Source organism: Caulobacter sp. Root1455 (assembly GCF_001426905.1).
Taxonomy (GTDB): domain Bacteria; phylum Pseudomonadota; class Alphaproteobacteria; order Caulobacterales; family Caulobacteraceae; genus Caulobacter.
In genome coordinates, this window is sequence record NZ_LMFQ01000024.1 from 648,789 (window position 1) to 674,992 (window position 26,204).

Sequence of the window (26,204 nt, forward strand, 5' to 3'; positions counted from 1 at the left end):
ACCTGACCGCTTCGCGGTCTGTCCGCCCCCATAGGGGGCGGAGGTTCGCGCCGACTCCTCTTCCCCCTGTGGGGGAAGGCGACCGCGAAGCGGTCCGTAGGGGGCAAGTGTTCGCCGCACGAAGCTCCTCATTTGACTTCCGTAGCGAAAGAAGACGAACCTTCGCATACGAAACAACCGAAAGTCCCAGCGTGACCGCCTACACCGACCTACTCTCCGCCATGACCGCCACCGACGCCGGCTTCACCGCCCACGTCACCGACGACTGGCGCCAGGGCCGCACCACCTATGGCGGGCTCAGCGCGGCGCTGTGCGTCGAGGCGGCCCTGCGGACCTTTCCCGACGCCCCGCCCCTGCGCTCGGCCCAGTTCGCCTTCGTCGGGCCGGCGGCGGGCGAGCTGTCGATCCAGGTCAAGCCGCTGCGCCAGGGCAAGTCGACCCTGTTTGTCGCCGTCGATCTCGTGGGCGAGCAGGGCGTGGCCACCCACGGGGTGCTGACCTTCGGCGCGGCGCGGACGTCGGCGGTGGCCTATGGCGAAGTCCCCTGCCCGGTCGTCGCCCGGCCCGAGGCCTGCGAGCCGTTCTTCCCGGGCGAGCGCGGCGGCCCCAGCTTCGTGGGCCAGTTCGAGGTGCGGATGGCCGGCGGCGCGCGGCCGCTGTCGGGCCGGGCTCCGGAATATCTGCTGTGGATCCGCCACCGCGATCCGGCCGCCCGCTCGCTGTCGGCCCTGGTCGCCCTGGCCGACACGCCGCCGCCGCCCGCCATGACCCTGTTCCCCAGCTTCGGCCCAATCTCGACCATGACCTGGGCCCTCGACATCGTAGGCTTGCCCGACGTGCATGATGACGGCTGGCGCCTGCTGCGCAGCCGGGCGGAAACCATCGGCGAAGGCTATTCGACCCAAGACATGACGCTCTGGAACGGGGCCGGAACGCCGTTGATCGTTGCGCGCCAGAACGTGGCGGTGTTCATCTGAGGGCCACGCATGTTCGGGGGTGAAACGTGATCCGGAAGACCTTGCTGATCGGCGGCGCGATGGCCGCGTTGCTCGCGACCTCGACGAACGCCCAGGAGGCCAAGACCTCCGCCGTCGCGGCGACTCAAGCGTCGCTGACCGCGATCAAGGCCAAGAATGACCAGCTCCACGCCGTCATCGCCCTGAACCCCCACGCCCTGGCCGACGCCCGGGCGCTGGACGCCGAGCGCAAGGCCGGCAAGGTCCGGGGACCACTGCACGGCGTGCCGATCCTGCTGAAGGACAATATCGAAAGCGCCGACGACCCGGCCACCACCGCCGGCTCCCTGGCGCTGAAGGACAATGTCACGGGCCGCGACGCGCCGCTGGTCAAGCGGCTGACCGACGCCGGCATGGTGATCCTGGGCAAGACCAATCTGTCGGAATGGGCCAACATCCGCTCCAGCCATTCGATCAGCGGTTGGAGCGCGGTGGGCGGCACGGTGCGCAACCCCTATGTGCTGGATCGCAGCGCCTGCGGCTCGTCCAGCGGCTCGGGCGCGGCGGTGGCGGCGGGCCTGGCCCCGGCGGCGATCGGCACCGAGACCGACGGCTCGATCACCTGTCCCGCCGCGATCAACGGCCTGGTCGGCCTCAAGCCCACCGTCGGCCTGGTGTCGCGCACCCACATCGTGCCGATCAGCCACAGCCAGGACACCGCCGGCCCGATGACCCGCACGGTCACCGACGCGGCCCTGATCCTGACCGCCATCGCCGGCTCCGATCCGGCGGACCCGGCGACCAAGGAGGCCGACGCCCGCAAGACCGACTACGCCAAGGGCCTGGACAAGAACGCCCTGAAGGGCGTGACCCTGGCCGTCGCCCGCTTCTACACCGGCTATTCGCCCGGCACGGACGCGGTGTTCGAACAGGCGCTGAAGGATCTCAAGACCCAGGGCGCGACCCTGGTCGAGGTCAAGGATTTCGACGAGGGCCCGATCGGCAAGGCCGAGGGCGTGGTGCTCTATACCGAGCTGAAGGTCGACCTGAACGCCTACCTGGCCTCGACCGACCCGGCCAAGGTCAAGACCCGCACGCTGGAGGACCTGATCGCCTTCAACAAGGCCACGCCCAAGGAGCTGGAATGGTTCGGCCAGGAAAGCTTCGAAAAGGCCCAGGCCACCAAGGGCTATGACGATCCGGAGTACATCAAGGCCGTGGCCGACGGAAAGCGGCTGGCCGGGCCGGAAGGGATCGACAAGATCCTCAAGGACGCCGGCGCGATCGCCATCGTCGCCCCCACGACGGGGCCGGCCTGGACCATCGATCCGCTGAACGGCGACCATTACGGCGGCTCGTCCACCACCCTGCCCGCCGTGGCCGGCTACCCGCACCTGACCGTGCCGATGGGCGATGTCGGCGGCCTGCCGGTGGGGCTCAGCTTCATCGGCCCGGCCTGGAGCGAGGCGTCGCTGCTGAACCTGGGTTTCGCCTACGAGCAGGCGACGATGAAGCGCAAGGACCCGAAGTTCCTGTCGACGGTGGCGCCTTAAACGCCCTCTCCCAGAGGGAGAGGGAGGGACCCGCGCTCGAAGAGCGTGGGAGGGTGAGGGGTTACACCCTCACCGCTTTTACGCGAGCGCCCTGTCGGCACGCCGTCTGGCTCAGAACCCCCTCACCCTCCCAAGCTTCGCTTGGGCCCCTCCCTCTCCCCATGGGAGAGGGTTGGAACAGGCTCAGACCTTCGGCCGAATCACATCGACCGGTGGCGGCGGCGGCGTCACGCGCGAGATGTCGGGCGCCGGGACGGGCGGCGTGCGCGGCGGCGGATAATACCGGTGCCCGCAGGCGCAAAGCGCCAGGGCCAGGCCGCCGAGAAGCAGCCCCGTCCTCAGCATCCCTGGCGTCCGTCGCCGCGCGGACCCGAGCCCAGACCGCCGTTCGCCCCAAGGCCCAGGCCTTGGCGGAAGCAGTTATTGTCGCCGCGCGGGTCCCAATACTGGGTCGAACCGTCCGGCGCCCGGAACGACCAGCGCTCGCCGGTCTCGCCGGTGCGGCCGGTGACCTGCATGTCGCCGGGCCCCTGCGAGCTGACGCGGTAGGCGTCGCCCGACAGCTTGTCGACGGCGCAGGACTCGGTGACGCCGGGCCGGCTGAGATCGCCGCGCAGGGCGGCCGACGAGCCGGTGTCGCGGTTGAAGGCGCTGACTTCGGTCTGCCCCTTGCCGCCCACGAACACCTGAGTGCCGGTGGCGCGGTCGAAGGTCATGACGTCGGGCGCCTCGCCGGTCAGGGGCGCGCCGCAGGGCATGGGGCGGCTGGCGGGACCGGGACCTGGGCCGGATCCGACCGGGCCCTGGGCCGAGGCGACGCCGACCAGGCTGGTCGAGGCGATCAGGCCGGCCATCAGGCCGACGGCGAGCTTGCTCATCGCGGAGATCCCCCTTGCTGAGGATTGGATGGAACATAGGGCTGCGGCGAACCGGGACCGACCGGGCCGCCGGCCGAGGGGGCGCCGGCCAGGACCGGCGTCGCGACGTCGGCGGTGACGATCGCCGCGGGCCAGTAGCCGTCGAAGTCCTGCCGAGCCCGGTCGCGGGGCGTGCGGAACAGCTCTGGCCCCTCGAACCACGGCTGACAGGTCAGCTTGCCGTCGAAATAACCGGTGATCAGCGCCTCGCAGCCGCCGGGCTTGGCGTAGACCCGGTTGTCGCGAGCCCGAACCTTGGCGCCGTTGTCGGCGAACAAGCCGGCGCGCATCACCCCGGCGATGGCGTTGTCCGAGGCGTAGACCGTGCCCGAACCGGCGTAGATGCCGACGTCGGTGGCTTCCAGCTTGCCTTCCAGCACCCGCAGGTCGGCGTTCTCGAGCACCACGGCCCAGTCGCTGTCCCGGACCACGGGCCGCAGCAGGGTCGTTTCGTCGCCCCCGCCGACATAGATGCCGCGCGAGAAGCCGTCGACATAGAGGCCCTCGATCTGCACCAGCTGCGAGCGGTTCATGCCGGCCAGCACGAAGCCGGCCGAGTTGCGGCTGCGGCTGGAGCCGGTCCAGTCGCCCAGGCGGATGACCCGCATGTCGCGGATGCGGCTGTCGTCGCCGGCCTCGAACGCCGCGCCGATGGCGGTGGCGGCGACCTCGACATTGTCGGCCATGACCGTGCCGGTCGCCTTGACCACCGCCTGACGGGTGCGGCCGATGAAGGTGGTGTCGGCGACCTCCAGGCGGCTGTCGCTCAGGTCCAGGGCCGAACCTTCGCCGTCGTAGCGGATCACCACGTCCTTCAGGGCCAGCTCAGTGGCGCGACCGGTGATGCACGAGGCGGACCCGGCCCGCGTGGCCTCGATGCCCACGCCCTCGATCACCACATAGGCCACGCCGGGCGCGATCCGGATGCAGGGCTGATCGACCGGCGCCACCAGGATCGGCCGGTCGCGCGACGGGACGTAGCCCTCGACGACGATGTTGACCGAGCGGGTGATGTTCAGGGAGTCGACACAGGCCCGGCCGCCGCGCGACCGCAGGGTCAGGGTGCCGCCTTCATGGAGCCGTTCCAGCGCCTCGCTGACCTCGCCCGGATAGGCCCGGCCGCAATCCACCACGGCGTGATAGCGCCCGCCTCGGCCGTAGTCATAACCCGTGCCGTAGCGCGGCCTGGGCTTGCGATAGTGCCTGGTCCGGCAGCCGGCCGACAGGTTCGGGTCGAGCAGCAGGCCGAAGCACGGACGGATCTGCTGGTCGATCTTGGCGTCGGGCGATCCCGCGACGGCGACCTGCGGCGCGACGCCGAGCGCCAGGCCCCAGACCGCCAGGGCCGCGACGAGCGTGCGGAGGCGGATCATCGATAATCCCTTTCGGCATAGGGCTGGGGCCGAGGCTCGCCGGCGGCGCGCGGCGGCCGCGAGACCTGGGACAGCAGCTGCTGCAGCCGCCAGACCGACGGCTTGAAGCCGGCCAGGGCCCCGTCCAGCTGGTAGACCACGGCCTTGGCCCGGTCCTGGTCCGCCACGCCCTGCAGGCCCAGCGAGAAGAAGGTCGACATGGCGTACTTGGCCTCGGCCGACCCCTGGCGCTCGGCCTCCTCGTACCAGTGATAGGCCCGGGCATAGTCGCGCGGCACGCCCACGCCTTCGGAATACATCACGGCCAGGACCAGCTGGGCCTTGGAGGAGCCGTTGACCGCCGCGTACTGGATGGCGCGGACCTTCTCGATGCCCGACAGGCGGCCCGTGACCGGACGGCCGATCATCGACTGGAAGGTCTGGGCTTCGTTGGTGCTCAGCATGCGCTCGTCGAGCAGCGGCGCCGGGATCACCCGCAGATAGGTCAGGGCCTCGCCGATGTGCACGAACGGCAGTTCGTTCAGCCGCGCCAGGGCCGCTTCCTTGGCGTCGCCCGACGGATCGCTCTCGTCGGAATGCGGAACGCCGCTGTCGGGCGATTCAGGCGGGTAGAATTCGTAGGGCGGGATCCAGCGCTTGGCCTTGGTCTCGACGAAGCCGCCGTAGGACGCGCGCTGCGGCGACGAGCGCTCGAAGTCCTTGAGCATCACATAGGCCGACACGTCCCCGGTCTGCACGGCCAGGTAATTGTAGAGATAGGCGTCGACGTCGTTGCGGCGGAACAGGTCCAGCGCGGCCGGCGCGCCGGTGCGCTTGGGCGATCCGTAGGCCTCGATGGCCTGCAGATTGTCGGACGGCTCGCCGAACGGGCCGAAGAAGCCGTCATGCATGCGCGCCAGGGCCCGGTAGCCGTCGGCCCCCTGGGTGGAAAGTATGTAGATCACGCGGTTGCGGACCTTCTCGCGCTCCTCGGTCGACATGCGCGACAAAAGTCGGTCCAGGGCGCCGTAGGCCGCGTGGCGTTCGAAGGCCCGGCAATCGTCGAATCGCGACAGCGGTCCCTGGTCCTTGCCGCCGCGACGCTCGTAGGCGGCGATGGGCGAATAGCCGCCGGCGTTGGCCAGGGCCATGGCGTACCAGACCGCCGCCTCGACGGGGTCCTCGAGATTCTTGTCGACCGCGCGCTGGCCCTCGTAGCGACGGGCCAGCTCGAGCTGAGCGAAGAAGTCGCCGCGGAAGCCGCCCTGGCGAAGGCCGCGGATTTCCTGCTGCTGCTGATTGAACTGGCCGGAAACCCCCTGCGCGGCCTGGGGCCGGGGACAGGCGCTGGCGCGCTTGTGAAACAGGAAGCTGGGTCCGGTGTCGCAGCCGACGAGCGGAATCACCACCGCGGCGACCACGGCCCCGACCGGCAGGCGGCGGAGCAGCGTCGCGCGATTATCGACCAGATAGGCCAGCCCACGCTTGAGGGCGGCGAGATGAGAAACAGCATTGCTGGTCTCGTGCATCGCTCCCCCTCAGCACGCCGTTAACCATGATTTACAAATCACTCATGTGCTTGGCCGTAGAGACTGTCAAGCTCGCGGAACGTCGTTCGTGAGACTGTCTCGAAGATGCCCACAGAAGGATTCTCGCCTCAGGCGAATCCCTGGGTTTTCAGTCATGGCCCAGCTTTCGCCACAACGGGCGCGCCGGCTTGATCCGCAACCCTGGGAGGATTTCAGGTCATGGCGTCAGGTCTCGTTCGCGTCCTCGGCTCCACCGCTCTTTCGCTCTTGATCGCCAGTTCCACGACCGCCCCGAGCCTTGCCTCGCCTTCGCGCGGCGACGGGGCCGCGACGCCGGAAGCTTGCGCGGCCCTCGGCTATGCCCCGCCCGAGCGACAAGACAGCTTCACGACCACCCAGGCCCGAAAAAGAAGCGCCCTGACGCAGTACGCCCCGACCGGCGTCGCGCCGCCGCCGCTGCCGATCCCGCCGGTCCAGGAACGCTTCGCGGGTCCGCCGCCGCCGCTCCCGCCGCCCCCGGCTCCGATGGCTTACAGCGGCGCGACGGCGGACATCGGCGCCTTCCCGTCCGTTCGGCCCAACTTCCCGTCGCCGGCCCGCGACACCGAGAAATACCCCGGCGCGGCGGCCAACCCGATCAAGCGGGTGGCCGAGGAGCCGGTGTCGACCTTCTCGATCGATGTCGACACCGCCGCCTACGCCAATGTCCGCCGGTTCCTGAACGAAGGCGCCGCCCCGCCGCGTGACGCGGTCCGGGTCGAGGAGCTGGTCAACTATTTCGACTACGGCTACGCCCGCCCGACCGCCAAGGACGAGCCGTTCAAGGCGACCGTGGCCGTCGTCCCCTCCCCCTGGTCCAAGGACCGTCAGCTGCTGCACATCGGCGTCCAGGGCTACGCCGCGCCGCGCGCCGGCCAGCCGCCGCTGAACCTGGTGTTCCTGATCGACACCTCCGGCTCGATGTCCGGTCCCGACCGCCTGCCGCTGGCCCAGAAGGCGCTGAACGTGTTGATCGACCAGTTGCGGCCGCAGGACCGCGTGGCGATGGTGGCCTATGCCGGTTCGGCCGGGGCGGTGCTGTCGCCCACGGACGGACGCTCCAAGCTGAAGATGCGCTGCGCCCTGACGGCGCTGCATTCGGGCGGCTCGACCGCCGGCGGCCAGGGGTTGAAGCTGGCCTACGACCTGGCCAAGCAGAACTTCGACCCCAAGGCGGTCAACCGGGTGATCCTGGTGACCGACGGCGACTTCAATGTCGGCATCGCCGAGCCGGCGCGCCTGAAGGACTTGGTGGCCGACCAGCGCAAGAGCGGGGTCTATCTGTCAGTCTACGGCTTCGGACGCGGCAACTACAATGACACGATGATGCAAGCCCTGGCCCAGAACGGCAACGGAACGGCGGCCTATGTCGACAGCCTGCAGGAGGCCCGCAAGCTGCTGCGCGACGACTTCGACAGCGCTCTGTTCCCGATCGCCGACGACGTGAAGATCCAGGTCGAGTTCAATCCGGCGAAGGTCAGCGAATACCGGCTGATCGGCTACGAGACCCGGCTGCTCAATCGCGAGGACTTCAACAACGACCAGGTCGACGCCGGCGAGGTCGGTTCGGGCGCGGCGGTGACGGCGATCTACGAGATCACCCCCGCCGGGGCCAGGCCCTCGTCCGACCCGCTGCGCTACGGCGCCACCCCGCCTCCCGCGGCGGGCGGAAGCGAGCTGGCCTTCCTGAAGATCCGCTACAAGCCTCCAGGCGGCTCGACCTCGAAACTGATCGAACGCCCGATCGGCGCCGGCGACGTGCGTCCGAGCCTGGCCGCCGCGCCGGAGTCGACCCGCTTCGCGGTGGCCGTGGCCGCCTATGGCCAGAAGCTGCGCGGCGATCCCTGGATCGACGCCGGCTTCGACTGGGACGCCGTCACCGGCCTGGCCCAGGGCGCGCGCGGCGAGGATCCCTACGGCCTGCGCGCCGAGTTCGTGCAGTTGGCCCGGGCGGCGAAGGACGTGAAGGGCAGCTAGAGCGTGACAGCCGAGCGTGGAGGCCGGTTTCGGCGCCCGTCACGCCGCGATGTCCGAAGCTAGAGCTTTTCGCGCCGGACCCGGGCGATGGCCTTCAGCACCTCGTCGCGGTTCTTGGCCGCCTTGGCCCAGGCCGGCAGGCGCGAGACGATGGAGGCGTTGCGGACCCCGCCCTCCGGGGCGGGCGTCTCTTCGCGCAATCCGCCGGCCAGATAGCGTTCCAGATAGTCGAGGTGGTCCTCGTTCCAGGCGACCAGGAACCCGTGCCGCGTCTCGGCGCACAGGCGCGGCGCCCGGCCCATGAACGGATCCAGGATCACGCCCATCGGCGTCGCCGGCTGGTCGCGGGTCAGGCCGCAGGCCTCGCAGACCAGCCGGCGGGCGGCGGCGTCGACAGGCCGCTCGCCGGGCTCGCCGACATGGATCACCGCCTTGCCCCCGCAGGCGGGGCAATCGACCAGCAACCGACGGCCGAAGGCCTCGGGCGGCAGGGCCGCCACGCGCGACCGGGATGTCTGGCTCATGGGCTCTCCACGCCGGGGAGCCCGAAGGCTAGGTGATCAGTCCCAGGAAGGCCAGACGATCGCGCTGGTCGCGCGTGCCGGGGGTGAAGTAGCGCTCGGACCAGTCGTCGGTGTCCTTCAGGGCGAAGATCTGGTTGGCCTCGAACTTCTCGTCCTTGCGCGACCGGAACCAGTAGTGCTCGAACATCCGCATGAAGTCGGCGACATAGACATCGGCCACCGCCGTATCGCCCCGGAAGACCAGTACGTTGGAATCGTTGGCCACCGTCGAGTTGGTCGAGAAGTTGGCCGAGCCGGTGATCAGCACGGGATCCGGGCCGAACGGATCGGCCAGGATGATCTTGGAGTGGATGTGGATGCCGGCGTGGTGAAAGCCCTCGTCCATCATCAACCGATCGCGATCGAGCTTGCGCTTCTGGAAGTCGGTCAGCTTGATCCCCTCGAAGGGCTTGGCGACGGCGGCCATGTTGCCGGGATCGGCGTTGAGCGCGTCGATATTGCCCTTCGCGCCGTATGATCCTTCCTTGTCGGCCAGCATGAACCGCATCGCCCCGTCGGTCGGAGACCCCAGCACGTCACGGATCTTCTCGTGCAGGGCGAAGGGGGCGCTGACCATCAGCACCTTGGCCGTCCTGCAGACGTCGGCGTAGAGCTCGATCATCCCCAGCCCGTTCTGCGGCGAGAACAGCGGCGTCGCCCCGTGCTGCAGCGCCGCGCGGTTCAGCGGCGTGGGCGTGATCACGTCATTCTTGGCCTGGGTCTGGTCGATGCTCAGGTCCAGGGCCAGCACCTGGAAGCCGGCCTCGTAACGCTCGGCGACGGCGGTGTCGTAGACCGCGTGGCCGACGTTCAGCTGGCCGTAAATGCCGCCCTCGGTCCAGTTGGTGCCGCCGGTCCACACCGCGATCGGCTTGAGCACGCCCGTCGCGTCCTTGCGCAGCAGCACCAGGTACTTGTTGTGCATGATCGCCGAGCCCTGGGCGCGAGGCGTGGTGGCGAAGGTGACGCCCAGGTCGGCGATGGCCGCCTTGTTCTCCTCGGCGGTGTTGCCCCCGGCCCGGGCGTGATAGACGATGTGCACCTCGGCGCCGCGCTTCTGGGCCTGCACCAGCGCCTTGATCGGCGTCGGCTTCTCGAATTCGTAGATGCAGCCGTGCAGGGCGTAGTCCGGCCCGTTCGCCTTGGCGATGAAGGCCACCAGCCCCTCTTCCAGCCCGCGCGACAGCCAGGTCAGGGCCTCGGGAATGGCGTCGGGATCGTTGTCGCCGAACTTGTTGACATAGGCCTGGCTGGCCGCGGCCCCGCGATTGAAGAAGATCGAGGTCGCCTCGTTGCGGCAGTCCTCGGTGCGCAGTTCCAGGGTGACCCCGCCGGGGATGGCGTCGAAGCCGCCGGGGCGTTCGGCCAGAATCCCCTGGGCCAGGATCTCGGCCGGCGTCCCGTAGCGAGCCACCACCCGGTAGCGATAGAGGCGTCCGGGCTCGGTGGTGTAGTCGCCCCAGCGGAACTTCTGCAGCGGCGCCCGGGCCGTGGTCACCCATTCCGGGTTCGGGTCGCTCATGAAACGCAGCGAGTTCGGCAGCCAGCGGCGATCGCCCGTGCCGACGTCGGTCCGCTCGATCGAGAAGCCCAGGCATCCGGCGCGGCGCTCATCCGCCAGGTCGAACGCGAGCAACGCCGCGTGCGTCCCCGCGATCACCCTCACCGTCAGACCGTCCTTCGAAGCTCTCGCGCGCATCGCCCACCCTTTGCGTTGATTTTCGCGGGAGGATGAATGAGCCGCACCCTAAAGGCGAGTCATGTTCGGCGAACAGCGATCATCGTCCGGTGGGCATGTCCTTGAACGCCACGTCCTTGTCGACCCGGACGTCGCCGGGCAGGCCCAGGACCCGTTCGGCGATGATGTTCTTGAGGATCTCGTCGGTGCCGCCGGCGATCCGCAGGCCCGGAGCCCACATCAGGCTGGCCTGGAAGGCCGCCTCCATGGGGGCCAGGGCCGGATCGGTCAGGATGCCGTATTCGCCCTGGGCTTCGACGGCGGTATTGGCCAGGTCCTGAAGCTGATTGGCCGAGATGATCTTGCCGATCGAGCTTTCCGGTCCCGGCGTCTGGCCGCGCGACAGGGCGGTCATGGTCCGGAAGCGGGTGAACTTCAGGCCCTGGGAATTGACGTACCAGTCGGCTAGCTTCTCGCGGAAGGCGGCGTCCTTCAGCGCCGGGCCGTTGGCGCCCGACAGGCCGCGCGCCAGCTCCATGACCTGGCGATAGTCCGGCCCGGCCGAGCCGCCGACCGCCAGGCGCTCGTTCATCAGGGTGACCAGGGCCACCTTCCAACCGTCGCCGACCGCGCCCAGCCGCTGGCTGTCCTTGACCCGCAGGTCGGTGAAATAGACCTCGTTGAACTCGCGCCCGCCCGACATCTGGTGGATCGGCCGGCACTCGACGGCCGGATCGCGCATGTCGATCCAGAACATGGTCAGGCCCTTGTGCTTGGGCACGTCGGGATCGGTGCGGACCAGCAGGATGCCGTAGTCGCAATAGTGGGCGCCGGTGGTCCAGACCTTCTGGCCGTTGATGACCCAGTCGTCGCCGTCCTTCACGGCGCGGGTGCGCAGGGCCGCGACGTCGGAGCCGCCGGCGGGTTCGGAGAACAGCTGGCACCAGATCTCCTCGCCCTTCACGGCGGGCGAGACGAAGCGCTGCTTGGTGGCGTCGTCGGCGAAGGCCATGACCGTGGGCACGCACATGCCCAGGCCGATGGTGAAGTAGCCGTAGCCGACGCCGGCCTTGGCCTCTTCCTGGCCGAAGATCACCGACTGGATCGGCGTGCCCCCGCCCCCGCCCACGCCGGCGGGCCAGGTGATGCAGGCGTAGCCGGCGGCGGCCTTGCGGGCCTGCCAGGCCTTGCCCGCCGCCATGTGTTCAGGCGTGGTCGGCTTGGGTTCGCCATGCTCGGCGCGATGCGCGGCGGCGGCCTCGACCAGCCAGGCGCGGGCCTTTTCGCGATAGGCGGCTTCTTCGGGTGAGTCGTTGAAATCCATGATCTTTGTCCCTAAGCCGCGTTCTTTTTCTCGAGTTCGCTCACCAGCCGCTCCTTCCAGAGCTTGGGCGATCCGGCCACCAGGCTCAGCTGTCGCGAGCGGCGATAGTAGAGGTGGCAGTCGACGTCCCAGGTGAAGCCCATGCCGCCGTGGACCTGGACGCTTTCCTTGCTGGCGAACCAGAAGGCGTCGGAAGCGGCGATGCGGGCGGCGGCGGCGGCGGTCGGCAGTTCCGGCGCGTCGACGTTCAGCGCCCAGGCGCCGTAATAGGCGTTGGAGCGGGCGACCTCGTTCTTGACGTACATGTCGGCCATCTTGTGCTTCATCGCCTGGTAGCCGGCGATGACGCGGCCGAAGGCGTAGCGGCCCAGGGCGTATTCGCGGGCCATCTCCAGGCAGCGGTCGGCCCCGCCCAGTTGTTCGAAGGCCAACAGCACGGCGGCGCGGTCGAGGACGGCCTGCATCAGCGCGAACCCCTGCCCCGCTTCGCCCAGCCGGTCGGCCGTCGCGCCATCGAAGGTCAGGCGGGCCACCCCGCGCGTCGGATCCAGGCTTTCCAGGGTCTCGACCGTCACGCCGCTGGCCCGCAGATCGACCAGGAACAGACCTGGACGGCCGCCCTCGTTGGCCAGCACCAGGGCCATGTCGGCCGCGTCGCCGTCGGTGACCGGGATCTTGACGCCGGAGAGCTTGCCGCCCTCGACCTTGGCCTGCAGGGCCGAAGGGGTGATCACGCCCGGACCTTCCGAGGTCGCCAGGCAGCCGATCAGCTCGCCGGCGGCGATGCGCGGCAGTATGACGGCCTTCTGGGCCTCGCTGCCGTGGGCCATCACCGCCTCGGCCAGGACATAGACCGTCGAGGCGAACGGGATCGGCGCCACGGCCCGGCCCAACTCCTCGGCGATGGCGCACAGCTCCACCCGCCCCAGGCCGAGGCCGTTGTATTCCTCGGGAATGGCCGCGCCCAGCCAGCCCTGCTCGGCCACGGCGGTCCACAGCCCGGCGTCGTAGCTCTTGGCCGGATCGTCGAGCACGCCGCGCACCACCGAGGGAGGACAACGGGCGGCGAGGAACTTGCGCGCCTCGTCCTTCAGGAACTTCTGGTCGTCGGAATAGTCGAAATCCACTCGGATTCCCTCCCTTGGCGCCCGCTCTTGTAGGTGGCGGAACGGCTCGGAAAGCACGATGAACGATCGTTCGCCTCAGGGAAAGATTGACCTCGCGTCAAGGATTTCAGGTTCTTATGGCGGCCCCGAACTCAGAGAGAATGCGTGCGTGGCAAAGACCGTCTTCCAGCGGAACCAGAAGGTGTGGGTCGAGAGCGTCGGCGCCTGGGCGACGATCGAGAAGATCGTGCCGGTCTGGGCCAAGGGCTTCGACGAACCGGTGCGCGTCACCTACGACGTCGGCCTGGGTCGCGAGTTCCAGGCCAGCGAGCTGAAGCCGGAAGACCGCATCGACGAGACGGGCGGCGCGGCGACGGCCAACTGGCGCATCCTGCGGGCCCGCAACAAGTGGCAGCAGGAAAGCGACTGCCTGCACCATCCCTATCCCGGCACCTATCCGGTCGTCGTCACCGACCCGAACGACTGGGGCGGCTGGCGCACGCCCGGCGCCGAGTACGACCGCGATCCGCGCAAGATCGAGTTCCAGGCCCGGCTGATCGCCGCCGCGCCGCAGCTTCACGCCCTGGTGCGGCAACTGATCGAGCTGGCCGCCGACAATCCCGAGGACGCGCCGCCGGCCGTGGTCGCCTTGGCCCAGCGGGCCTCCGCGATCGAACGAAGCCTCTATGAGGTGCCGGCCGCCGCCGAGGGCGCGCCGGGCGTCGTCGAGGCGGATTAAGCCGCCTCGAGCCTGGGGACGTCGGGGCGCGCCCTGAAATTCCCCTTCTTCCAGGCCCAATAGAGCACCGCCACCGCCACGGCGGTGCCGACCACCATGGCCGGGACCGAGGCCTCGGGACCGAACGCACCGCCGCTCGCCCACTCGGGCGCACCGGGCTTGGGCGTGCTGAGATAGAGGCTGTCCTTGACGTCGAGGCCGGAAACCCGCGCGCCGTAGATCCAGCCCTGGGCGAAGTTCCACGCCCCGTGCACGCCGATCGAGATCCAGAGGCGTCCAGTCAGCATGTAGAACGAGGCCAGCATCAGGCCCGCTTCGACGGCGATGGCGATGGCCGCGGTCGGGGTGGCGTTGGGATTGCCCAGGTGCGCGAGGCCGAAGAACGCCGCCGACACCGCCAGGGCCGGCCAGGCCCCCATGGCCCGCATCAGCAGCCGCAGCAGGATCGCCCGGAACATCAGCTCCTCGAAGGCGCCGGAAGAGATGGCGATCGAGATCATGTCCCAGGGCGAGGCCGCGCGCGGTCCCGAGATCTCGTAGAGCCCCGAGGCCAGCAGCGCCCCGACCACCACGCTCATCATCGCCACGCCCGCCGCGACGCCGATCAGCAACTCGGCGCCGGCCTGCTTCAATTCCAGTTCAGTGGGCCAGCGCGCTTCGGCGCCCTTGACCATGACGGCGTACAGCGCGAAGGCGGCGGCGCTGACCGCGACCGTGAGCAGGGTGCACAGGGCGGGAGACAAGGGGGTATGGCCGGGCTTCGTCGCGAAGCCGAGCAGGCCGTAGATCAAGCCGAACAGCACGAACAGCGCCGCGCCCCAGCCCAGCGCCCGCAACCACCGCAGCGGCCCGGGATGCAGGAACCGGCGCGAGCCCAGATCCAGCCCGTTGGCCGTCGAAACATCCGTCATCGACATTGAATCAGCTCCCCCAGAACATCGGTCGACCTTTGAGGAGGTCGCGCCTCGGTTCAAGTGAAGAACCGTTTAGGCGGCGAGGCCCAGCGGCCAGTCGCGGGCGAAATCGGCGCACCCCTGGGGCCGGACCGCGTAGATCCCGCACCCTTGTCGCGCTTGTTATAGCGGCGCCGGACGTGCGGAGCCTTCTCCAGCTCGCGCACGCCGATCAGCTTGCGGCCTTGGCCGCGCGCGCCGCGTTCCCGATCGGACATCGCCGCCCCGCTTCCGGTTCGGTCCTCTCCCATCGCCGGCGGCGCGCCCGACTAGAACCGCCCGACTAGAACCGATAGCCGACGCCGGCCGAGACCACCCAGGGATCCAGATTCACCTTGGACTTCAGGGCGCCGTCATTGATGCTGGCGTCGGTTTCGAACCAGATCTTCTTCACATCGACATTGAGGCTGTAACGGCCCGTCAGCGCGACGTCGGCCCCGGCCTGCAGCGCATAGCCGAACCCGTCGTCCAGCTTCACCTTGAAGCCGTTCTTGTCCTTGTCGCTGTAGAACAGCATGTAGTTCAGGCCCGCGCCGACATAGGGGCTGAACTTGGCCGCCGGATAGGGGTGGTACTGCACCGACACCACCGGCGGCAGCACCCAGGTCTTGTGGACCTCGACGTCCGTGCCCGGCCCCACCGCCTTGACCGTGTGCTGGGTCGTTCCGGCGATCACTTCGACGGCGATCTTGTCGGTGACGAAGTAGCTGAGCCCGATCGTCGGCATCATGTCGTCAGAGACCTCGGCGCGCAGACCGGTCGCCGCGCCGGCCGAGGTCACGATCGGATCGCCCGCGTCGGGGCTGACTTCCGTGGCCCGGACATTGAGCATCCAGGTTCCCTTGGCCTTGGGCACGAAGGCTTCCTGGGCCTGAGCGGTCGATGCGGCGAACAGGCCGGCGGCGGCGAGCGCCAGGGCCGAACGGATGGCGGCGGTCATGGATAATATCCCCTTCTCTCGGACGGACGTCGAAGGACGCCTCGGGACGGGGGATGCGGCCGGCGGCGGCCGCGAACTTTGATCTTGAACAAAGACCACAATTTCTGTGGGAGAATTGCGGTCACTACCTATCGCGCCCCATCTCTTTCTCGCTTTGGACCTCTCGCCGCCGGGGCCGAGCCCGCTTACATTGCCGCCATGCGCACAGACACGCCCCAGCCCGTCCGGCTCTCGGACTACCGTCCGTTCCCGTTCCTGATCGAGACCACCGCCCTGGAGTTCCAGCTGGAACCCGCCGCGACGCGGGTCAGGGCGACGCTGGCGATCAAACGCAGCGGCGAGGGCGGCGAGGCCCTGTTCCTGAACGGCGAGCGGCTGAAGCTGATCTCGGCGGCCATAGACGGCGAGACGCTCAGCGCCAACGAATACAGCCTCGACGGCGAGGGCCTGACGATCCACCAGGTTCCGGACAGCTTCGTCCTGACCACCGAGGTCGAGATCGACCCGTCGGCCAACAAGGCGCTGATGGGCCTCTACATGTCCGGCGGCCGCTTCTGCACCCAGTGCGAGGCCGAGGGCTTCCGCACCATCACCTTCTTCCCGGACCGCCCCGACGTGCTGAGCCGCTTCACCGCGCGGATCGAGGCCGACGAGGCGTTCCATCACCTGCTGAGCAACGGCAACCTGGTCGAGTCCGGGCCCCTGGAGAACGGCCGCCACTTCGCCGTCTGGAACGACCCCTTCCCCAAGCCGGCCTATCTGTTCGCCCTCGTGGCCGGCGCGCTGGACGTGCTGGAGGACAGCTTCGTCACCATGAGCGGCCGCACCGTGGCCCTGAAGGTCTTCGTCGATCCCGGCCAGGCCCCACGCGCCGCCTACGCCCTGGACGCCCTCAAGCGCTCGATGAAATGGGACGAGGAGGCGTTCGGCCGCGAATACGACCTGGACCTGTTCATGATCGTCGCCGTGCGCGACTTCAACTTCGGAGCCATGGAGAACAAGGGGCTGAACATCTTCAACAGCTCCCTGCTGCTGGCCCAGCCCGAGACCGCCACCGACATGGACTACGAGCGCATCGAAAGCGTCGTGGCCCACGAATATTTCCACAACTGGACCGGCAACCGCATCACCTGCCGCGACTGGTTCCAGCTGTGTCTGAAAGAGGGCCTGACCGTCTTCCGCGACCAGAGCTTCAGCGCCGACATGCGCGGCGAGGCGGTCCAGCGGATCAAGGACGTCAAGGCGTTGCGCGCGCGGCAGTTCGCCGAGGACGCCGGCCCGCTGGCCCACCCGGTGCGGCCGTCGAGCTATCTGAAGATCGACAACTTCTACACCGCGACGATCTACGAGAAGGGCTCCGAACTGATCCGGATGCTCAAGACGATCCTGGGCGCGGCGACCTTCCGCAAGAGCCTGGACCTCTATTTCGAGCGCCATGACGGCGAGGCGACCACGGTCGAGGCCTTCATCGCGTGTTTCGCCGACGCCTCGGGCCACGACATGAGCGACTTCTTCGCCTGGTACGAACAGGCCGGCACGCCCGCCGTGTCGCTGACCCACGTTTATGACGAGGCGGCCAAGGCGCTGGAGATCACGCTCACGCAGTCCACCGCCCCGACCAACGGCCAGCCCGTCAAGCGCCCCCTGCCCGTGCCGGTGACCATCGGCCTGCTGGACAGCGACGGCGAGGTGCTGCGCGGCAGCGAGGTGGTGATGCTGGACACGGCCGCCACGACCGTGCGCTGGGAGGGCGTCGACAGCATCCCGGTGATCTCGGCCCTGCGCGGCTTCTCCGCCCCGGTGAACCTGACCACCGACACCCGCGCCGTCGACCGCTACGTTCAGTTCGCCGCCGATCCGGACCTGTTCAATCGCTGGGAAGCCGGCCAGACCCTGGCCCGCGAGCTGATCCTGGGCCGGGCCGCCGACGCCCCTGACGAGGTCGGCGAGGAGCGTTACGCCGACGCCCTGGGCAAGGCCCTGGTCGACGAGGCCTCGGACCCGGCCTTCAAGGCCCTGCTGCTGGCCCTGCCCACCGAGGGCGACCTAAGCCTGGCGGTCGATCCCGTCAATCCGGCCGCGATCCACGCGGCGCGCGACCACCTCAAGACCGTCATCGCCGTCCACCTGGGCGACCTGCTGCGGCGGCTGCACGGCGACCTGCAGAGCGGCGGCGAGTTCTCGGCCGACGCCCGGGCTGCCGGCAAGCGCGCCCTGCGCAACGCCTGCTGCGACCTGCTGGCGGCCGATCCGCACGCGGTCAATGTTGAGCGGGTCGTGGGCCACTTCGAGAGCGCCGCCAACATGACCGACGCCATGGGCGGCCTGTTGGCCCTGGTGACGATCGGCGGCGCACCGGCCGAAAAGGCCCTGACCGCCTTCCACGCCCAGTGGCGCCACGAGCCGCTGGTGCTGGACAAATGGTTCGCCGCCCAGGCCCGCGATCCCGGCGAGGGCGCGATCGGCCGGATCCTGGCCCTGACCGCCCATCCCGACTTCGACGCCGGCAACCCCAACCGCCTGCGGGCCCTGGTCCAGGGCTTCTCGAGCGGCAATCCGGCCCGTTTCCACGACGAGAGCGGAGCCGGCTACCGCTTCCTGGCCGACCAGATCCTGGCCGTCGACGGCTTCAACCCGATGACCGCCGCGCGGCTGGTCGAGCCGTTGGGGGCCTGGCGGCGCTACGTCCCCGAACTCGGCGCCCTCATGCGCGAGCAATTGGAGCGCATCCGCGACCATGTCGGCCTGTCGAAGAACGTGCTGGAGCTGGTGTCGCGGGCCCTGGACTGACGCTCCGGCTGCCGCTGGCGACGAGCTTGAGACGATTCTCCGCCGTCCGAGTTGCGACTAAAGGGCCCATCCCTGGTCAAAACCACGGTTCGGCGGTGACGCGCCCCTTTGGCCTAAGGTAGATTCACCATATCGGCGAAGTGACTCGCCGAGGGTCTTCGGGAGCATCGGGCATTGGAGCGTGGCGGGGCGAGAACCGGGAGGCTGGCGGGGGCCGGTCTTTCGGCGGCGGGCGCGGCCCGCTCGCGCGCCGCGCGGTCGCCGTCCCAGGCCTATGTGCGCCTGGCCATCCTGGCCGCCCTCCTGCTTCTCTCCATCTATACGGCCTTCGGCGTCAGCCGGCTCAAGGAGGAGGCCAACGCCCCGCCCGGCGGCGCGACCCTGGCCGCCCAGGCCAAGCTGGTGGCCGCCGCCGCCGAGACCAATCTGGCCGCTCAGCGCGCCGGCCTGTCGGCCGCCTCGGACCTGCTGCAACGCGACGCCAACAGCCCGATCGACGCGGCCGAGACCGCCCTGCGCGCCGCCGGCGGCGAAGCCATGGCCGTGGCCGTGGTCAGCCCGACCGACGTCCTGGCGGTCGCCGGCCGCGACGCTTCGGCCGACTGGAAGACCATCGCCCGCTCAGCCGGGGCCTCGGGCCGCAGCCTGTGGATCGGCGGCGGGACGAGCGGCCATCTGTACGTGGCCATGGCCACGCCGGTCGCGGGCGGGCGCGGCTTCGTCATCGCCTCCAGCGACCCGGCCCGCCTGATCGCCGACCCCGGCAAGGGCGCGGCCAGCGCCCTGATGCTGTCCGACGGCAGGATCCTCGCCGGCGGCGGCCGTTCGATCCAGGGCGCGACCAATCTGCGCGAAGCCTTCTCGCTGGCGCTCGACGACCTCGGCGACGGCGCGGCGGCCCTGCGCGGCCAGTCGGTCGACGGCCAGGCCCTCGATGTCGCGATCCAGCCCCTGGCCCAGGGCGACCTGCTGGCCGCCGCCGCGGCCAGGCCGCGCACGGTCGCCAATATCGACCGCCAAGTCATGGAAGGCGCCTTCTCGCTGCTGGCCCCGCTGGCCGTGGGCATCGCCCTGGCCCTGATGCTGATGCTGCAGAGCCGGCGGGTCGAAACCGCCCAGAAGGAGTTCGTCGACAGCGAGCAGCGCTTCCGCCTGGCCGTCGAGGCCGCGCGTTGCGGCATCTGGGAATGGGAGCTGAGCGCCGACCAGGTGTTCATGTCCGACGTCACCGGCGCGATGTTCGGCTGGGGCGGCGGCGGCGTGGTGCCAGGACAGGAACTGCTGGACCGCGTCTCGGTCGACCATCGCGACAAGGTCCGCCAGGCCCTGGCCAACGCCGCGACCTACGGGGCCTTCGACGTGTCGTTCCGCGTGCCGTCGCGCGACGGCGGCCGCGCCATCTGGATCGACGCCCGGGGACAGGGCTTCGGCAAGCCCGGCGAGGACGGCTATTCGCGGATCATCGGCGTGGCGCTGGACGTCACCGAGGAGCGCCTGGCTCAGGCCCGCGCCCAGGCCGCCGAGAACCGCCTGCGCGACGCCATCGAAAGCGTGTCGGAAGCCTTCGTGCTCTGGGACCGCCAGGGCCGGCTGCTGATGTGCAACCGCAACTACCGCAACGTTTTCAACCTCGAGCCCAAGCTGCTCAAGCCCGGCGCGCCCCGCAACGAGGTCAACCGCTTCGCCGCCCTGGCCATCAAGCACGACCAGCCCGCCCCCGACGGCGCCAAGGGCGTACGCGAAGCCGAGCTGAACGACGGCCGCTGGATCCAGATCAGCGAGCGCCGCACGGCCGAAGGCGGCCTGGTGATGACCGCCGCCGACATCACCGCGATCAAGAACCAGGAAGAGGCCCGCCGCCTCAACGAAGAGCAGCTGCAGTACGCCGTCGCCGGCCTCGAGCGCAGCCAGGAGCAACTGGCCGAGCTGGCCCGCAAGTACGAGATGGAGAAGGTCAAGGCCGAGGGCGCGAACAAGGCCAAGAGCGAGTTCCTGGCCAACATGTCCCACGAGCTGCGCACGCCGCTGAACGCCATCAACGGCTTCTCCGAGATCATGATGAACGAGATGTTCGGCCCGCTCGGGGACCAGCGCTACAAGGGCTACAGCCTCGACATCCACAATTCCGGCCAGCACCTGCTGGCCCTGATCAACGACATCCTGGACATGTCGAAGATCGAAGCCGGCAAGATGAACCTGAAGTTCGAGCCGCTGAGCCTCGAGGACGTCACCGAGGACGCCGTGCGGCTGGTGCGCAACCGGGCCGAGGCCGCCGGCCTGAAGCTCGAGGTCGACTTCCCCGCCCTGCCCGAGGTCGAGGCCGACTACCGCGCGGTCAAGCAGGTGCTGCTGAACCTGCTGTCCAACGCCATCAAGTTCACCCCGCGCGCCGGTCGGGTGACGGTGCGGGCCGAGGTGCGCCGCGATCCGCTGGGCGAGCGCGTGCGGGTCTCGGTCACCGACACCGGCATCGGCATCGCGCCCGAAGACCTGGCCCGCCTGGCCAGGCCCTTCGAGCAGGTCGAAAGCCAGCACGCCAAGACGACCCAGGGCACGGGCCTGGGCCTGGCCCTGACCAAGTCGCTGGTCGAGATGCACGACGGCGCGCTGGAGCTGACCTCCACCCCCGGCGAAGGCACCACGGCCAGCTTCATCCTGCCGATCAACCAGGGCGGCCTGTTGGTGCATCGCGACTTCGCCGCGGCCTGACTTTCGCGTGAAGCACGTTCTCTTCATCTGCAGCCAGAACAAACTGCGCAGCCCCACCGCCGAGCAGGTGTTTTCGACCTGGCCCGGCGTCGAGGCGAGTTCGGCGGGCACCAACCACGACGCGGAAGAACCTCTGACCGGCGAACTGGTCGAATGGGCCGACATCATCTTCGTGATGGAGCGGGTCCACCGGAACAAGCTGTCGAAGCGGTTCAAACGGCACATCAAGGGCCGCGTGATCTGCCTGAACATTCCCGACAACTACGAGTTCATGGATCCGGCCCTGATCACCTTGCTCAGGACGCGCGTCGGCCCGCACCTGCCCTAGGTCCGCCGCCAGGCCAGCATGTGCGGATAGGGCCGCGCCCCGATGGCCTTGGCGCGACGCGGCTCATGGGTCAGTCCCCACATGGCCAGCATCGGCACGCCGACATAGCCGCCCTCGCTGAAGTTCTCGGCGATCGTCGGACCCCAACCGCGATAGCCGCCCTCGTGGAAGGGCACCGAGGGGTCCAGGCCCAGATGGGTCGCGGCCGCGAAGGACCAGGCCAGAGCCGCCATCTCCTCGCCGGGATCGTCGGACACCCCGTCGTCGCGACACGCGGGATCGCCGACGGCGACGTGACCGGCCTCGTGCAGCAGGTCGCCCGGCCAGGCCAGGCGCGACGGGTCGACCCGCAGGCCGCCGCCGGCCACCAGGACGCCCGGCAGGAACGTCTCGTCCTCCAGCGCGGCGACCTCGACCGGGATTCCGATCTGGCGCAGGAACGCGACGATCCGACTGACCAGCGGATCGTCGAAATCGTCGGCCAAGACTTCCGCCGCGCCTGGCGTCGCCATTCCAATCCTCCGGTGCGGCCCAGATGAAAGCCGCTCCTTGGCCGCCCGTAAACCCGGTCTGTCGCGGGGCGGAAAAATGGGGTGCGCTCCCCTGGCTTTGGGATGACCTTTCGCGACGGTCGCCCTGGCCGACCGTCGGATATCCCGCATGACCCTGCGCCCCCTCCCCGCCGCCCTGGCCTTGAGCGCCGTCCTGCTGTGCGGGACCGTCGCGCCCTTTGCTCACGCCGCCGTCGTGGGGACCAACACCCCGGCGCGGGCGATCAGCGCCGCGCGCGTCGAGGCCCTGCCCGCCAAGGACCGCGACGCCTGGAAGGCCTATCTGGCGCGCTCGGACAAGCAGGAGCTGGCCGACCGGGCCGCCCTGGCCGCCGAGCTGAAGCCCAGCCAACCCACGCCGCCGCCGCCCGAGGAAGGTCCCGGCGGTCCCAAGGCCATGCCGCTGGACCGCGACGCGGCCTGGTACGCCTCGCCGGAAGCCCGTCACGTGGCCGACGTCATCGTCAGCTTCCAGACCCCGGCCGGCGGCTGGAGCAAGAACCAGCCGCGTACGGGCGCCCCGCGCCGGCCGGGTCAGCCCTACGCGCCCGACAACGTTTCCAAGTACCTGGCCGCCGACGACTTCGACACGCCGCGCGACCCGCACTGGAACTATGTCGGCACCCTGGACAACGGCGCGACCATCACCGAGCTGCGCTTCCTGGCCCACGTCGCCCGCCAGGCGCCGGGCGCCGAGGGCCAGGCCTGGCGGGCCAGCTTCCTGCGCGGCGTGCGCTATCTGCTGGCCGCCCAGTTCCCGAACGGCGGCTGGCCGCAGGTCTGGCCGCTGGAAGGCGGTTATCACGACGCCATCACCTATAACGACGACGCCGTCACCGAGGCCGCGTCCCTGCTGACCGACGTGTCCGAGGGTCAGGGCGACTACGCCTTCGCGCCCGCCGATCTCCGAAAGCAGGCGGCCGCGGCCGCCGACCGGGCGCTGGCCTGCGTCCTGGCCACCCAGGTCGTCGTCGACGGCAAGCGCACGATCTGGGCCCAGCAACACGACGCCTTGACGCTCAAGCCGGTCGCCGGCCGCAACTTCGAGCCGGCCCAGCTGTCGACCGAGGAAAGCGCCGACCTGCTGGTCTATCTGATGAGCCTGCCCAATCCGTCGCCGACCCTGGTGAAGGCGGTCCACGCGGGCGCCGACTATCTGGCGGCCAACGCCATCCATGACCAGGTCTGGGGCGGCGACCGCGACGCCGAAGGCGGCCGTCGCCTGACGCCCAAGCCGGGCGCGGGTCCGATCTGGGCCCGCTACTACATGGCGGGCTCCAACACCCCGATTTTCGGCGACCGCGACAAGACCCTCCACGACGACGTCAACGAGCTGACCCTCGAGCGGCGCAATGGCTATTCCTGGTTCAACACCAGCCCCAAAAAGGCGCTGGACGCTTACGCCGCCTGGAAAAAGGCCCCTCCGGCCGCCGATTGAGGCGGCCCCTTTCGCTCGCGCCGAACGCCTCGGACCTTGCGTCCGAGGCGTTTTTCGTTTGGGCGGGACGGATACTTAGGCGATCGACAAACTATCTCTTGACGCCCGCCGCGCCCCGCAGATACTTAGGCATATGACTAACCAACAGCCTTCGCTGGACCTGATGTTCCAGGCGCTGGCCGATCCCAGTCGGCGCGGCATCGTCGAACGGCTCTGCGCCGGCCCGGCCTCGGTCAGCGAACTGGCCCAGCCCCTGGCCATGTCCCTGCCCTCGGTGATGCAGCACCTGCAGTTGCTGGAGGGCAGCGGCCTGATCCGTTCGGAGAAGGTGGGACGGGTGCGGACCTGCCGCCTGGAACCGGAAGCGCTCAGCGCCGCCGAGACCTGGATCAACGACCGCCGCGTGCTGATGGAACGCAAGCTCGACCGCCTGGAGGAGTATCTGCGCGCCACGGCCGGCGACGAAGAAGACTGACTTCAAATTCAAGAGGATAGGATCATGACCGAACGTTCCGTCGTCCACGCCACCTTCGTCATCAATCGGGTCTACGACGCCTCGCCCGCCCGGGTGTTCAGGGCCTTCTCCAATTCGGAGGCTCGCGACCGCTGGTTCGTGAAGTCCGAAGGCTGGCCCGTGGCCGAATACACCTACGACTTCCGGGTCGGCGGCCAGGAGTACGGACGCTTCAGCCCCGACGGCAAGATGGTCATCCTCAACGAGACGACCTACTGGGACATCGTCCCGGACCAGCGGCTGATCATGGCCTACGCCATGGACATCGACGGCAACCGCATCTCGGTGTCGGTCGCCACGATCGAGCTGAAGCCCGAGGGCAAGAAGACCCGCCTGACCTACACCGAGCAGGGCGCGTTCCTCGACGGCTTCGACTTCCCGGCCCAGCGCGAGCAAGGCTGCCGCGAGCTGTACGAAAGGCTGGCGGAGGAGCTCGAACGCGAAGGCGCGGAAGCCTAGCCCCGGCGCCGCGCCGAGATTTGGACACGCACCCACCCCATCCGCCGATGACGCATGGCGATGCGCGAGGGGCGGGTGCGTGTCCCCGACGGACCCACGGAGTAGACGATGTCCCTGACCCTGCACATGCACCCGCTGTCCTCGTATTGCTGGAAGGTGCTGATCCCCCTCTACGAGAACGACACGCCGTTCGAGGCCCAGATGGTCGACTTCGGCGATCCCGAGGCCGTCGCGGCGTTCAAGGCGCTGTGGCCGACGGCCAAGATGCCGCTGCTGCGCGACGCGGCGCGGGACCGCACGGTGCCCGAGTCCTCGACGATCATCGAATATCTGCAAGCGACCTATCCCGGCCCCGTCCGGTTCATTCCCGACGAGCCGGACGCCGCCCTGCGCACGCGCCTGATGGACAGATTGTTCGATCTCTATGTGATGACGCCGATGCAGGCGATCGTCGGCGACCGGATCCGGCCGGCCGACGCCAAGGATCCCTATGGCGTGGCCAACGCCCGCGCGCAGCTGGCCATGGCCTATGACCTGCTGGAGGCCGAGTTGGCGGGCCGGACCTGGGCCGCGGGCGAGGCGTTCGGCCTGGCCGACTGCGCGGCCGCCCCGGCCCTGTTCTACGCAAACAAGGTGGCGCCGCTGGGCGAGGCTCACCCCAACGTGTCGGCCTATCTGGACCGCCTGCTGGCCCGCCCGTCGGTCGCGCGGGTGCTGCAGGAGGCCGAGCCCTATTTCGCGATGTTCCCGACCGAGTAGGACGTCTAGGCGTCGGCTTCCCAGGCCAGGAACTCCGGCGTCCGCAGCAGGCGTTCGCAATAGGCCCCGGCCGGACCGGCGTCGCCATAGTCCGACAGGTGGATCCCGTAGGTGCGGAACCGGGTGGCGACCGGCGTGTAGAACGCGTCGGCGATCGACCACTCGCCCACCAGGAACGGCCCGCCCGAACGCTCGAGCAGCTGGTTCCAGCGCTCGACGATCTTGCGCACGTCCTTCTGGGTGGCCTCGGAGATCGTCACGACGCGGGGCGCCGCCTCCAGCGCCATCGGGCATTCGCCGCGCAGGGACGAGAAGCCCGAATGCATCTCGGCCGCCGCCGAGCGGCCCAAGGCCCTCAGGGCGGGGTCTTGCGGCCACAGCTTCGCGGCGGGGAATTTCTCGGCCAGATATTCGCAGATCGCCAGCGAGTCCCAGATCGCCAGGTCGCCGTCCTTCAGCACCGGCACCAGGTGGCTGGGCGAGTGCTTGGCGATCTCGACCTCGGACGTCCCGACATGACGCAGCTCGATCACGGTTTCCTTGAAGGCCTCGCCCGTGCGCTTCAGCGCCAGCCAGGGGCGCAGCGACCAGCTGGACCATTTCTTGGTGCCGACGACGATTTCCATGGCGAGCTCCTTCGCGAACGGGCGGACGCCCGGGCTTAGCGCGACGGTCCTCGCGGGACAACGCCAGCTTTGGAAGAGAGCTTCTCTTGTCGACCACAACCGCGTTGTCATCCCGGACAAGCGCGTAGCGCGCCGATCCGGGACCGACGCCTGAGCGCGGAGTTCCGGGTCGGTCCCGGATCTTCGCTTCGCTACGTCCGGGATGACAGCGTTTGGGACGGTCTGGGAAAGACATAGGCCCAGGGGTGCGGCTCGGCGGGCGCGCCTAGGTCCTGGGCCAGGGCGCGCAGCGAACGCGCCCTGTTGAGCTCCGCGAAGGGAATGATCTGAGCCGAACGTTCGACCGGCTCGGCGCTGGGATTCGGCAGGGCCTGCATGAGCGACCTCCATGACGACCGTCTGTC

At 69.3% G+C, this 26,204-nt stretch carries 23 protein-coding genes; 11 read left to right on the forward strand and 12 right to left on the reverse strand.

The annotated features are described in order from the left end of the window. Positions 1-191 precede the first annotated feature (191 nt). Positions 192-977 carry a thioesterase family protein gene (locus ASD21_RS20650; protein WP_056445808.1) on the forward strand — a complete coding sequence of 262 codons (786 nt, stop codon included), beginning with the start codon at positions 192-194 and terminating at the stop codon, positions 975-977. A gap of 59 nt (positions 978-1,036) precedes the next feature. Beyond that, on the forward strand, positions 1,037-2,509 hold the full coding sequence (locus ASD21_RS20655; RefSeq protein ID WP_162250264.1) for an amidase: 1,473 nt from the start codon (positions 1,037-1,039) through the stop codon (positions 2,507-2,509). A gap of 338 nt (positions 2,510-2,847) precedes the next feature. Here the strand turns inward: ASD21_RS20655 and ASD21_RS20660 are convergent, their stop codons facing one another. From ASD21_RS20660 to ASD21_RS20670, 3 genes are read right to left on the reverse strand one after another with little or no spacing between them, the layout of a single operon-like run. Next, positions 2,848-3,387, reverse strand: coding sequence for a hypothetical protein (locus ASD21_RS20660; protein ID WP_056445813.1), 540 nt, complete (start codon positions 3,385-3,387; stop codon positions 2,848-2,850). Next, a complete protein-coding gene (locus tag ASD21_RS20665; protein WP_056445816.1) occupies positions 3,384-4,799 on the reverse strand; it encodes a hypothetical protein in 1,416 nt (471 codons plus the stop codon). Before ASD21_RS20665 ends, ASD21_RS20660 begins: the two co-directional genes overlap by 4 nt. Further along, positions 4,796-6,307 (reverse strand): tetratricopeptide repeat protein, encoded by a 1,512-nt coding sequence (locus ASD21_RS20670; RefSeq protein ID WP_056445819.1) that lies wholly within the window; start codon positions 6,305-6,307, stop codon positions 4,796-4,798. Before ASD21_RS20670 ends, ASD21_RS20665 begins: the two co-directional genes overlap by 4 nt. A gap of 219 nt (positions 6,308-6,526) precedes the next feature. Between ASD21_RS20670 and ASD21_RS20675 the strand changes: the two genes are divergently transcribed. Continuing rightward, a complete protein-coding gene (locus tag ASD21_RS20675) occupies positions 6,527-8,323 on the forward strand; it encodes a vWA domain-containing protein (protein WP_056445821.1) in 1,797 nt (598 codons plus the stop codon). 59 nt (positions 8,324-8,382) lie between these two features. Here the strand turns inward: ASD21_RS20675 and ASD21_RS20680 are convergent, their stop codons facing one another. The 4 genes from ASD21_RS20680 to ASD21_RS20695 all read right to left on the reverse strand — a co-directional run bounded on the left by ASD21_RS20680 (position 8,383) and on the right by ASD21_RS20695 (position 13,015). After that, the gene (locus tag ASD21_RS20680) at positions 8,383-8,847 is read right to left on the reverse strand and encodes a zinc ribbon domain-containing protein (RefSeq protein ID WP_056445824.1); all 465 of its coding nucleotides are present in this window, start codon (positions 8,845-8,847) and stop codon (positions 8,383-8,385) included. Positions 8,848-8,875: 28 nt separating this feature from the next. Then, on the reverse strand, positions 8,876-10,585 hold the full coding sequence (locus ASD21_RS20685) for a phospholipase D-like domain-containing protein (RefSeq protein ID WP_082554862.1): 1,710 nt from the start codon (positions 10,583-10,585) through the stop codon (positions 8,876-8,878). 79 nt (positions 10,586-10,664) lie between these two features. Further along, positions 10,665-11,888, reverse strand: a complete 1,224-nt coding sequence (locus tag ASD21_RS20690) for an acyl-CoA dehydrogenase family protein (protein WP_056445830.1) — start codon at positions 11,886-11,888, stop codon at positions 10,665-10,667. A gap of 11 nt (positions 11,889-11,899) precedes the next feature. Then, a complete protein-coding gene (locus ASD21_RS20695; protein ID WP_056445833.1) occupies positions 11,900-13,015 on the reverse strand; it encodes an acyl-CoA dehydrogenase family protein in 1,116 nt (371 codons plus the stop codon). A 148-nt stretch (positions 13,016-13,163) separates the two neighbouring features. On the opposite strand from ASD21_RS20695, the gene ASD21_RS20700 reads away from it, so the two are divergent. Further along, positions 13,164-13,733 carry a hypothetical protein gene (locus tag ASD21_RS20700; RefSeq protein WP_056445836.1) on the forward strand — a complete coding sequence of 190 codons (570 nt, stop codon included), beginning with the start codon at positions 13,164-13,166 and terminating at the stop codon, positions 13,731-13,733. On the opposite strand, the gene ASD21_RS20705 is transcribed toward ASD21_RS20700, so the two are convergent. Then, complete coding sequence (locus ASD21_RS20705) at positions 13,730-14,650, reverse strand: CPBP family intramembrane glutamic endopeptidase (protein WP_056445839.1); 921 nt, start codon at positions 14,648-14,650, stop codon at positions 13,730-13,732. The genes ASD21_RS20700 and ASD21_RS20705 overlap by 4 nt on opposite strands. 319 nt (positions 14,651-14,969) lie before the next feature. Then, on the reverse strand, positions 14,970-15,626 hold the full coding sequence (locus ASD21_RS20710; protein WP_056445842.1) for an OmpW/AlkL family protein: 657 nt from the start codon (positions 15,624-15,626) through the stop codon (positions 14,970-14,972). Positions 15,627-15,824: 198 nt separating this feature from the next. On the opposite strand from ASD21_RS20710, the gene pepN reads away from it, so the two are divergent. The 3 genes from pepN (at position 15,825) to ASD21_RS20725 (ending at position 21,453) form a co-directional block, all read left to right on the forward strand. Then, on the forward strand, positions 15,825-18,416 hold the full coding sequence (gene pepN / locus ASD21_RS20715) for an aminopeptidase N (RefSeq protein WP_056445845.1): 2,592 nt from the start codon (positions 15,825-15,827) through the stop codon (positions 18,414-18,416). A 174-nt stretch (positions 18,417-18,590) separates the two neighbouring features. After that, entirely contained in the window at positions 18,591-21,125 is a 2,535-nt protein-coding gene (gene pleC, locus ASD21_RS20720) for a cell cycle histidine kinase PleC (RefSeq protein WP_056445847.1), read from the forward strand. A 7-nt stretch (positions 21,126-21,132) separates the two neighbouring features. Beyond that, complete coding sequence (locus ASD21_RS20725; RefSeq protein ID WP_056445850.1) at positions 21,133-21,453, forward strand: low molecular weight protein tyrosine phosphatase family protein; 321 nt, start codon at positions 21,133-21,135, stop codon at positions 21,451-21,453. Here ASD21_RS20725 and ASD21_RS20730 read toward each other — a convergent pair. Next, a complete protein-coding gene (locus ASD21_RS20730; protein ID WP_056445853.1) occupies positions 21,450-21,965 on the reverse strand; it encodes a hypothetical protein in 516 nt (171 codons plus the stop codon). The two genes, ASD21_RS20725 and ASD21_RS20730, sit on opposite strands and share 4 nt — an antisense overlap. A 148-nt stretch (positions 21,966-22,113) precedes the next feature. On the opposite strand from ASD21_RS20730, the gene pelA reads away from it, so the two are divergent. The 4 genes from pelA (at position 22,114) to ASD21_RS20750 (ending at position 25,174) form a co-directional block, all read left to right on the forward strand. Further along, complete coding sequence (gene pelA, locus ASD21_RS20735; protein ID WP_056445856.1) at positions 22,114-23,442, forward strand: pectate lyase; 1,329 nt, start codon at positions 22,114-22,116, stop codon at positions 23,440-23,442. Between the two features lie 133 nt (positions 23,443-23,575). Beyond that, complete coding sequence (locus ASD21_RS20740; protein WP_056445859.1) at positions 23,576-23,917, forward strand: ArsR/SmtB family transcription factor; 342 nt, start codon at positions 23,576-23,578, stop codon at positions 23,915-23,917. A 24-nt stretch (positions 23,918-23,941) separates the two neighbouring features. Continuing rightward, entirely contained in the window at positions 23,942-24,415 is a 474-nt protein-coding gene (locus tag ASD21_RS20745; protein WP_056445862.1) for an SRPBCC family protein, read from the forward strand. Positions 24,416-24,523: 108 nt separating this feature from the next. Next, positions 24,524-25,174 (forward strand): glutathione S-transferase family protein, encoded by a 651-nt coding sequence (locus ASD21_RS20750; protein WP_056445865.1) that lies wholly within the window; start codon positions 24,524-24,526, stop codon positions 25,172-25,174. A gap of 5 nt (positions 25,175-25,179) precedes the next feature. Here the strand turns inward: ASD21_RS20750 and ASD21_RS20755 are convergent, their stop codons facing one another. Beyond that, positions 25,180-25,800, reverse strand: a complete 621-nt coding sequence (locus ASD21_RS20755) for a glutathione S-transferase family protein (protein WP_056445873.1) — start codon at positions 25,798-25,800, stop codon at positions 25,180-25,182. 191 nt (positions 25,801-25,991) lie between these two features. Beyond that, positions 25,992-26,177, reverse strand: a complete 186-nt coding sequence (locus ASD21_RS20760; protein ID WP_056445876.1) for a hypothetical protein — start codon at positions 26,175-26,177, stop codon at positions 25,992-25,994. Positions 26,178-26,204 lie beyond the last annotated feature (27 nt).